Genomic DNA, 10,000 nt, shown 5'->3' with positions numbered 1-10,000 from the left:
ATGGAGTATTTTGGCACCATTCGCGACCAGATCATTATAGGCTTTTTCAGCATGATCGGCGGCGGCATTATCAATCACCGATCCCATAAAAGGCTGGGGATCAGCAAAAGGCTGGTCAATAATCAACCGCCCAATTAACCGTTGAATAGCGTCCAATAAAGGCTGATGTTTGCCATCCTCTACAATCAACCGGCGCGCACAGGTGCAACGTTGTCCCGCTGATAAATAAGCGGATTGGACAGCAATGGCTGCTGCGGATTCAATATCCTCGCTATTCCAGATTACCAGCGGATTATTCCCGCCCATTTCCAAAGCCAAAATCCGACCGGGATTTTCAGCAAAAACGCGGCTTAAAGCAACACCGCCTTGTGAAGATCCGGTAAATAACAAGCCATCAATACCATGATGGCGGCTCAAGGCTTCACCTTCAGATCGTCCACCGATCAGTAATTGAACGACCTCTTTTGGCACACCGGCTTCATGATAACATTGCACTAAAAATTCGCCGGAGGCAGGCGTTTTTTCCGATGGCTTGAAAATAATGACATTACCGGCAATCAAGGCCGGAACAATGTGACCATTGGGCAGATGCGCCGGAAAATTAAACGGGCCTAATACCGCTAAAACACCATGCGGCTTATAAGTAATTCCGCTTTTAATATTGGGCGCGATATCCGGCAAAGCGACCGGGTAACTTCGGTCTTTATAGGCTAAAACAGATATATCGACCTTATTGGCAACGATCTGGGCTTCTGTTTTTGCTTCCCAAAAAGGCTTGCCGGTTTCTTTGGCAATGATTGTCCCAAAAACATCTGCTTTTTCACGAATGATAGCGGCAAAACGCTCTAAAATAACAATTCGATCTTCTAAAGTGGTTTTCGCCCATCCGCTTAAAACAGAACGGGCGCGGCTGACCGCCTGATCGACATCTCCCACTGAACCTTGCCATAATATTTGACCCGTCACCGGATCAGTCGAAATAATTATCTCTGACATTTTATACCCCCTCTTCCTCATTTTTTCTTAAAAGCCTTGTTCTTCACTGAAAAGAACGCTCGAATGCTTTTGTTCAGGCTATCGCAAAGCAGAAAATCAGACAATCAATAAAGCTTTGGATTTATTCCGGAGTAAACAACGGTAATAAATTTTAGGAAGGATGATTGTTTTTCCCGACTGGCCACCCCATCATTCATCTTGCCTGCCCAAGGCGTAAAGTTTCCCTAACGGCATGGAAAGCAAAGATGATTTGCCCAAAGGTCGTAAAAACAGACAAAAAGATAGTGTTATGACTAGTTTGCTCGATCCAGATGCCCGAGGGCGGGTTATTCTTGTGGGTGCCGGCCCTGGCAACCCCGAACTACTGACCTTGCGTGCTGTTGATGTGCTTCGGCAAGCGGATGTTGTGGTCTATGATGCAGAAATAGACGAAGGTATTCTTGCCTATATCCCGAAAACAGCACAGGCAATTTCGGTCTGCTCCGATAGTGAAGGGGAAAAGAACGAACGGCAACCTTTAACACAGGGCGAAATCAATGCCTTAGTGATTGCGCATGTCCGAACCGGTTCAATTGTGGTTCGCCTGAAAGGCGGTGACCCCTTTGTTTTTGGTCGGGGCGGGGAAGAGGTTGAGGCCGTTCGGGCAGCCGGTATGCCGGTAGAGGTCGTTCCGGGGGTTTCTGCGGCTTTAGGTTGTGCGGCTGATGCGATGTTACCACTGACTCATCGGGGGTTATCCGATGTCGTTAGCTTTGTTTCGACACCGGAACAGGAAACCGCTTCTTCGGTGAATTGGAAAGGCCTTGCTGGATCGGGGCATACCTTGGTCGTTTATATGGACATCAAAAAAGCGCGTTTTATCACGCAATGCTTGATCCATGAAGGCATAGACAGTCATATCCCCGTCGTGATTATCGAACGCGGGACTTGCAAGGACAGCCGGATTATACGCTCTGTGCTTATCAATCTTGAAAATACGATTCAAAATGAAAAGGTTATCGGGCCCGCTATTTTGATCGTCGGGGATGTCGCTTTATTCGCCAAACCTAAAAATACACTGCATCAGGATTACGAAGAACTAGACGCTATGGCCGACTAAAGGCTTTTTCTTTTTATCAGAAAATCAGACGTTCACGCCTTTATTAAAAATTCAAAACAAGGCTTTAATAATCACTTTATAAAAAATCTTCCGGCCAAGTCTTTTGACCGGAAGATTTTTGGTGTCATCAGAAAAATCAGGCCGCCAAAACACCGGTTGCCTGACCGGCTTTTTTAAATATCGCCAGAATTTCCGTGACCTCATCATCACTATGCTCGGCACAAAGCGAACAACGCAGCAAGAACATGCCAGCGGGCGTCGCAGGTGGGCGTGCCAGATTGACATAAAGACCCAGCTCAAGCAGATTTTGCCACATGGCAACGGCTTGTTCTTGATCCGGCAGGATGACCGCAATAATGGCTGATTGGGCGGTTTCCGTTCCCAGAGTAAAACCCATTTCCTTCAAACCACTATGCAAACGGCGGGAATTTTTCCACAGATGTTCGCGTTTGTCATTGGCCTTTTGAAGTTTGCGGATAGAGGCTTCTGCGGTGGCAACGACGCTTGGTGGCAAAGAAGCCGTAAAGACATAAGGACGACATACCAGACGCAGCACTTCAAATTGAGGATGGTTGGAAACACAGAAACCACCAACAGTGCCGACTGATTTTGAAAAAGTGCCGACAATAAAGTCAATCTGACCGTCCAGACCCAATTCTTCAAAGACACCACGGCCATTCTTACCAAAGAATCCCATACCATGCGCTTCATCATCAAGAATCAAGGCATCATGCTTTTTGGCAATCGCCACCATCTCTGCCAAAGGCGCAATATCGCCCAGCATTGAATAAACGCCTTCCAAAACAACGAGTTTTCCAGCGTCTTTTGGTAAGCGGGCAAGGCGACGGTCAAGATCTTCAGGAGAATTATGACGAAAACGGATGATTTCTGCATTGCCAAGACGACAACCATCATAAATCGACGCATGGCTATCTGCATCGATGATGACATATTCGCCTTTACCGGCCAAAGTCGAAATCATGCCAAGATTGGCCTGATATCCGGTTGAAAAGACCATGGCATGTTCCATGCCGTAATAGTCTTTCAAGGCTTCTTCACAAGCCTTATGTCCTTGATAGGTGCCGTTTAAAACGCGTGAACCGGTGGTGCCTGCGCCAAATTCTTTTAATGCTTTTTCACCGGCAGCAATCACATCAGGATCAAACGTCATCCCCATATAGTTATAGGTGCCCAGCAAAATAACCGGCTTCCCTTTAATAATGGCCTTTGTCGGGGATAATACCTTTTCCATTACCACGGAAAAAGGATCACGTCCGCCATGACTTAACATTTCCTTGCGGATAGCAATCAGCGGATCGAATTTTGAAAAAAGATCAGTCACCTGCACATACTTTCAATACTTAATTCTTTTCAGACGGTATCAACCGCCTATCTCTTCGGGAATATCGATTATTTTTCGTTTACCAGCTTTTCAATCACCGCCACAAGCTGGCCGACCGTTTCAATTTCGGCCTGCAAGTTCATCGAAATCGAAATATCGAACTCGTCTTCAACCGCAGCAACGAAATCCATAACCGTCAAACTGTCCCATTCAAGGCCAGTCGCAAAGCTGGTCTCTGCGGTCAAAGGAACCGCTTTTTTGTTGAACGGTTCGATAAGCGCGACAGTCTGCTGCCAAATAGCCTTATTTTCAGTCATAATTGATATCCCTTCACTCAACAAAAGCGCATTTGTTACGTAATTAAAGCTATTAAACGAAAATATTTTTTTTTCCCGTCTTTATTCGGGAAAAACATCACCCCCGTGGGTATGCTCCACATATAAGGCGCGAACATGGGCAAAAATATGTCTCCGTTATGGAGGTGGTTAATCTAGGAATGCTCCGCTTTGACAGAGAAGATAGCCTACAGACATCGACATCACGAGTAATAGCGAGAGCATGTCTAAACAGGGAGTATACGCGATGGTGGGACTGGAAAAATCAGCAAGCACCAATCCTTCTTTTTATAATCTGGGAAATGTCCCAAAAAACCAAGGCGCTTTGCTTTATAAAACGGCACCCCAGATTTTGGTAATTGCCTCGGATGCCGAACGGCAAATGGAACTGGAAGATTCCGTTACTCATATGGGTTTTACAACCCGTTTATTTCCGATCAATGAAGCGGTAGAAGTTTTGCGAAATGGCATGGCGGGGGATGCTATTTTGCTTGATATGACATCGCTTCAAGATGAAAAACTGGCCGATGAATTGATGGATGCCATTCTCGCCAGATTATCCTATGATGTTATCGGGGTGGTTCTGAATATTCCCTTAGCGTTTGTTGATATGGCTTATAACCGCTTCTTCGAAACGGATGTGCAGTTACTTGTCAGCGGCGATGAAAAAAGCTGGCTACCTGCCTTAAAGAAGGCGGTTCGTCCTCTTTCTTTAACGCTGCATGATGTGGTTTCCGACACAAGAAGACCGCCATTAAAAACGATCAGCGAAGAAGTCAGCCGCATTGCCAGAATGCTGGAATCATTGTCCAGTGAAGAAAATGCCAAGATGAATTACGCGCTGCCATCCTCTTTTAACGGGGAAAGCCGTAGTCATGGGGTGGTCACGACCGAAGCACAACCCGAACAGAAAAAGATCAATATCAATGCCGCTGTGGTTCGGGCTATTATTCGTTCACGCCGCTTGCGGGATCAGTATTTCTCGGCTTCGCTTTTTGCGGATCCAGCTTGGGATATGCTGCTTGACTTAACGGCTGCCCGATTGGAAGGCCGCCAAGTCTCGGTTTCCAGCCTGTGCATTGCTTCTGCTGTGCCGCCAACAACGGCGCTACGTTGGATCAAATCATTGACGGAAGAAAAAATCTTTGTCCGTATCGCCGATCCTCGCGATGGTCGCCGCGTCTTTATCCAGCTTTCTGATATGGCGATGGATGCCATGATTCCCTATCTCGCGGCCTCAATCAGCCTCGTCATGCGCGCCCTTTAAAAGCCAGCATGGACAAAAATAGGCTTTTCAATAAAACCCTCTCTACTAAAAAAGCCCGCTTCATGCGGGCTTTTTCTTAATAAGAAAAAATATTTAAGAAAACTTCTATAAAGCTTTGTGATATTGGTATTCACCACTCATAAGATCAGCAAACTATACAAACAGGCTAGCTGTCTTTAACTCTCCAAAATTAACCAACCGCTTGTTATCTTTTTCTAAAATTGTAATTGGTAACTCGGGTAGCATACCCGTATCTATTCCAGTAAATGCGAATTTATTCTCAAAATCATGTTTTAATAATATACGGAATATTGCTTTTATTGAAATAATAAATTCATCTTTATGTATAAGGCAATAATATTAAAATTATTATATAATATATCATTTATTTTTAAATGATCGTTTAAGTATAAAAATACTATTATTTTACATCGATAAAACGGTATAATATACTAATTATTTATTTAATTTACTGGGTGCATGTCTCATCAATATTTTTGATTTTTATTGATCATAAGGGTGTAATTATTGATATTACACCTAATTTAGATAATTTATTACAAGATACTGTGCTGTGTTCATCTAATAAATGTGCAAAGAAATGCTCAGATTTGTTTTAAGCACAGCTGGAGCTTTACAGCATGGCATAATGGAATCACCTAATTAGCTGTCTGTTTTAGTTTTTCTCATTTATCAGCTGGGATTCAGGCCGCATCTACCGAAGCCCCTCATGAGTCCACATTGATTGAGCCTTGATCTTCTATAGAAGATGAGCCTGACACCCATCCTTCAAGAAATATCAGACAAGAACAAAATGCTTTTTTAAAAGTAATTCACTAGACGATGTGGTTAAAAAAAAGGGTAGTCTCTGTCAGAAAAGATAGCTCAGGCAGAATAGACGCTTGTTACAATCGCGTTCGAGACAGAGATTCTCTTCTCTCCAAGACTGCCAACACTCAGATGAAGTCCGCCATAGAATTTAATCGCCTTGCTTTCCTTTTTTTGGCAGAAGACATTCTCTCTTCAGTAAAAAGTCCATCGAGAAGCCACCCCAAAAAACGCTTCTTTTTTCAAAAAATTACTCGATGCATATTTGCAAGAAAAAAGATTTTACGCGACTATGCGCGCTCTTATTACAGCTAAATGAGCAAGGAACTTTAAAAATGATTGTGATTGCCCGTTGGTCAGGGTTAGGTATGGTTTCTGTCTTCCTATTGATTGCCGCTATGCTGGGCGCAACATTTCTTCTTCGGCCGATTTTTTTGCAGAGTATGGCCTTGCATCCGGCCGCTTATATGGCCGATGGTATAGGGCTACTATTCGGCGCGGTTGTAAATCTGTTTATGGCAAGACTCTTTAAAAAAATTTGGTCTAAAACAGAACATAGCTTTCTAGGGATCGGGATGACAGGATGGTCTGTCATGGCGGTCATCGGCGGAATTGCCCTTATTATTTACAGTTATTATCTCTAACACCTTATCCTTCATGCGCAGCATGATATCAGGCTCGAAATGGAGGCAGCAAACTGGGATCCTTTTTAACTTGCTCAATAGATTACAGCCTGTTCAGGTGGTGGTAACGCCAAAAGCTAGGACAAAGCCGAAGGCAATAACGCGTTTTCCCTACTGGGCGGTATAGGCATCGGCTCGATAGGAATAGCATTCCGGCATATCCTGATGAAAAAAGCAAAGACGATGTCATCAAAAATGATTTTGTGACGATAGGGAGGGGATAAGGCGCGAAAGCTTCGCACGCGAAGGCCGCCTGTTATCATCCTTACTGGTTATCTCGACCTATCTCATGGATACTGACGGTCGGTGATGAAAATTCTTAAAGCCGATTCAATGAACGTCTTAAGGATAAAAGAGAATACCGTCATTGGCATCAATTCAGATTGTGCCGGTGGTTATGATATGAGGCAAGAGGCAATCCCGTTTGTGGCCAGACTAATGCTGGACTAAAAAAAGCCCGCATTTCTGCGGGCTTTCATGCATTTTCACACTGGGTGGTGCCACCCTATGCCAGACGCGGGATCATTCCCATTCAATCGTTCCGGGTGGCTTGGAGGTGAAATCATAGGTCACACGGTTAATACCTCTGACCTCATTCACAATACGGGTTGCGACATTGGCTAGAAATTCCGGCTGGAAAGGATAAATTTCAGCGGTCATTCCGTCCGTCGAAGTCACCGCCCGCAAGGCACAAACGGAATCGTACGTTCTGCCGTCACCCATCACACCTACGGTTCTGACTGGCAACAACACCGCAAAAGCCTGCCAGATTGCATTATACAAACCGGCATTGCGGATTTCTTCCAGATAAACCGCATCTGCCTTACGCAGGATATCACAGCGTTCTTTTGTCACTTCACCGGGAATACGAATAGCCAAACCAGGGCCGGGGAAAGGATGCCGATCAACGAAAACATCTGGCATACCGAGTTCACGACCCAAATCGCGGACTTCATCCTTGAATAATTCACGAAGCGGCTCGACCAGCTTCATATTCATGCGTTCTGGCAAGCCGCCAACATTGTGATGGCTTTTAATCGTTACCGAAGGGCCCCCTAGGAAACTGACACTTTCAATCACATCGGGATAAAGGGTGCCTTGGGCAAGGAAGTCGGCACCACCGATTTTCTTGGCTTCTTCTTCAAAAATTTCGATAAAAGTTTTACCGATAAATTTCCGCTTGGTTTCGGGATCAGTTACACCCTTTAAGCCAGCCAAGAAGCGGTCTTCGGCATTCACGTGAACCAGCTTGATACCGTAATGCTCACGGAACAGGGAAACGACCTGCTCGGCTTCCCCCTGACGCATCAAACCATGATCGACAAAAACGCAAGTCAACTGGTCGCCAATGGCTTCATGCACCAAAACAGCGGTCACAGAAGAATCAACGCCGCCCGACAAACCGCAAATAACGCGCCCATCGCCAACCTGTTTTTTGATTTCAGCGATTTTCGTCTGACGGAACTCCGCCATTGTCCAATCACCGGCCAAGCCGCAAATCTCATGAACGAAATGAGCGATCAGCTTTGCACCATCGGGGGTATGCACCACTTCAGGATGAAATTGCATACCATAAAAACGGCGCTTTTCATCAGCGATTAAAGCAAAAGGCGCACCATCAGAAACCGCAATCGGCTTAAAGCCTTCAGGCAAAGCCTCGACCCGATCGGCATGGCTCATCCATACTTGATGCTTTTCGCCGACCTTCCACAAATTTTCAAACAGAGGGGAGGGCGCGATCACATCAATAAAGGCGCGGCCAAATTCGCCATCGACATCATTAGCGGTCACTTTTCCGCCTAACTGATGGCACATGACCTGCTGCCCATAGCAGATACCGAAAATCGGGATACCGGCCTTAAAAAAGGATTCCGGTGCGCGCGGACTGCCTCCTGCGACAACAGAAGCCGGACTGCCCGAAAGGATGATCCCTTTCGGCTGCAAGCGCTGAAAAGCCTCTTCCGCACGGTTAAAAGGGACGATTTCGCTATATACACCGGCTTCACGGACACGGCGAGCGATAAGCTGAGTGACTTGGCTTCCGAAATCGACAATGAGAATCGATTCAGAAACAATTTTATCGGCGATTGAAGAAACGGACATAGCGCTTTCGATAAGGGGGTTAAACGCTCCTGTCCAGATGCTTCATGCCAGAAGATCACTTCCTATCCTTAATCAGGCCATTTTTTTGATAGGACTTTCAGATTCAATCTTTTTTAAAGATGTCTCAAGACGATACGATTATAGTTTTTTATTTATCAAGGCTTCCTTCTGCTCCTTCTTTCCAGAAGAGACAGAAAGAAGCCTATCATTATTTTAATCTTTTTCTGTTTTTAACAAATGGCTGTAATAGGTCTTCACCCCCTGTAGAGGCGCAATCGGGTTATGCCCAGTTATCCGGTCTTTTGTGACCAAAGTTGTCGCTGGGGCTTCGGAATAACGATAGAATAAACTATCATGTCCAACGCATAATCCCATGACAACATTCAGTTCGGTTTTTTGTTTGTTGAGCAATTTTGCTTGCCAGACCGGATTGCATATCCGTTCAAAAGGCTGCCGCAAATATTGCAGTTCAATATTTATCTTGGTCTTCTCGACAGCACCTACTTTGCAAGCCACTCCAAAAGCCTCAAATCCCTTGGCTTTCAAAATACGCGCAAAGATGCGGCTTTCTTCTATAAGACCAATACAGGTCGCAATCCCGATTTTTTTGGCATTGATCCTGCGCGCAAATTCCATAACCTCTTCAACACGGGTATATTTGCCATAGAATGCGCCTTCGACTTCCGACCCAGCCACAGCCAGCCTGCGAACTTCATGGTCATGGCTATAAAGCTCTATAATATCGTCTATTTCCTGATCTGACAGGCTGACGGTCGGACAAAATTCGGGATACTTTCCAGCTTCTTTTTTGCAGGTGTTAACCGCGCAATTAGTGCAGCTCAAACTATCCTTTCCAGCTTTATTCGCCATTTTCCTGCTCCTAGGCTATGCTGACATAGTCGGAAATCTGATATAGATTTTCCGTGATATCCTGTCCGATACCCGGCAATTCTGGTACTTTATAGCGGCCTTTGACAGGTTGGTAATTGTGCACACAAAGCTCTTCATATTCAGGCAGCAAAGTCTTTTGGTGATGCTCATGAATACAAAAATTCGGGATAGCAATTTCTGCATGCAAAGAGGCGGCTTCGGCAACGCCGGTGCCAGCAACATGGGCTTGTACCGTGACTTCAAAAATATGTGCCATATCGGCAATTTTTTTAAATTCAGTGAATCCCCCACAAGTTCCCAAATCAGGTTGAATAACATCGATTGAGCGGTCTTCAAGGAAAGGCAAAAATCCCCAGCGAGAATAAATTCTTTCACCTGATGCCAAAGGAATATCTATCTTTCTTTTGGCTTCTTTCAAAAGACGAGGATTGAGAGGGGTGTTAATTTCTTCATAAA

10 protein-coding genes are annotated in these 10,000 nt (G+C 45.1%); 3 read left to right on the top strand and 7 right to left on the bottom strand.

What is annotated here, in order from left to right:
- Positions 1–996, bottom strand: a 996-nt coding sequence (locus LDL18_RS03080; RefSeq protein WP_296506944.1) for an aldehyde dehydrogenase family protein, incomplete at its 3' end; no start/stop codon positions are given.
- Between the two features lie 232 nt (positions 997–1,228).
- Here LDL18_RS03080 and cobA point away from each other — a divergent pair.
- A complete protein-coding gene (gene cobA / locus LDL18_RS03075) occupies positions 1,229–2,095 on the top strand; it encodes a uroporphyrinogen-III C-methyltransferase (protein ID WP_296506943.1) in 867 nt (288 codons plus the stop codon).
- Positions 2,096–2,231: 136 nt separating this feature from the next.
- Here the strand turns inward: cobA and LDL18_RS03070 are convergent, their stop codons facing one another.
- Both LDL18_RS03070 and LDL18_RS03065 read right to left on the bottom strand, forming a co-directional pair.
- On the bottom strand, positions 2,232–3,386 hold the full coding sequence (locus LDL18_RS03070) for an aminotransferase class I/II-fold pyridoxal phosphate-dependent enzyme (RefSeq protein ID WP_296506945.1): 1,155 nt from the start codon (positions 3,384–3,386) through the stop codon (positions 2,232–2,234).
- Between the two features lie 119 nt (positions 3,387–3,505).
- A complete protein-coding gene (locus LDL18_RS03065; RefSeq protein ID WP_296506942.1) occupies positions 3,506–3,754 on the bottom strand; it encodes an acyl carrier protein in 249 nt (82 codons plus the stop codon).
- Positions 3,755–3,995: 241 nt separating this feature from the next.
- Between LDL18_RS03065 and LDL18_RS03060 the strand changes: the two genes are divergently transcribed.
- Together LDL18_RS03060 and LDL18_RS03055 are read left to right on the top strand one after the other, a co-directional pair.
- A complete protein-coding gene (locus tag LDL18_RS03060; protein ID WP_296506941.1) occupies positions 3,996–5,039 on the top strand; it encodes a hypothetical protein in 1,044 nt (347 codons plus the stop codon).
- A gap of 1,163 nt (positions 5,040–6,202) precedes the next feature.
- Positions 6,203–6,511: a hypothetical protein gene (locus tag LDL18_RS03055; RefSeq protein ID WP_296506940.1), complete on the top strand. Its 309-nt coding sequence runs from the start codon at positions 6,203–6,205 to the stop codon at positions 6,509–6,511.
- Positions 6,512–6,627: 116 nt separating this feature from the next.
- Here LDL18_RS03055 and LDL18_RS03050 read toward each other — a convergent pair whose 3' ends face one another.
- The 4 genes from LDL18_RS03050 to LDL18_RS03035 form a co-directional block, all read right to left on the bottom strand.
- Positions 6,628–6,792, bottom strand: a complete 165-nt coding sequence (locus tag LDL18_RS03050; RefSeq protein ID WP_296506939.1) for a hypothetical protein — start codon at positions 6,790–6,792, stop codon at positions 6,628–6,630.
- A gap of 280 nt (positions 6,793–7,072) precedes the next feature.
- A complete protein-coding gene (gene guaA / locus LDL18_RS03045) occupies positions 7,073–8,653 on the bottom strand; it encodes a glutamine-hydrolyzing GMP synthase (RefSeq protein ID WP_296506938.1) in 1,581 nt (526 codons plus the stop codon).
- 213 nt (positions 8,654–8,866) lie between these two features.
- A complete protein-coding gene (locus LDL18_RS03040) occupies positions 8,867–9,523 on the bottom strand; it encodes a DUF1847 domain-containing protein (protein ID WP_296506937.1) in 657 nt (218 codons plus the stop codon).
- Between the two features lie 10 nt (positions 9,524–9,533).
- Positions 9,534–10,000 (bottom strand): enolase C-terminal domain-like protein (locus tag LDL18_RS03035; RefSeq protein WP_296506936.1); only part of this gene is annotated, 467 nt, incomplete at its 5' end.

Origin of the sequence: Zymomonas sp. (assembly GCF_020216885.1) — a bacterium.
Lineage (GTDB): Bacteria > Pseudomonadota > Alphaproteobacteria > Sphingomonadales > Sphingomonadaceae > Zymomonas.
This window is presented reverse-complemented; position numbering and strand designations above follow the sequence as displayed.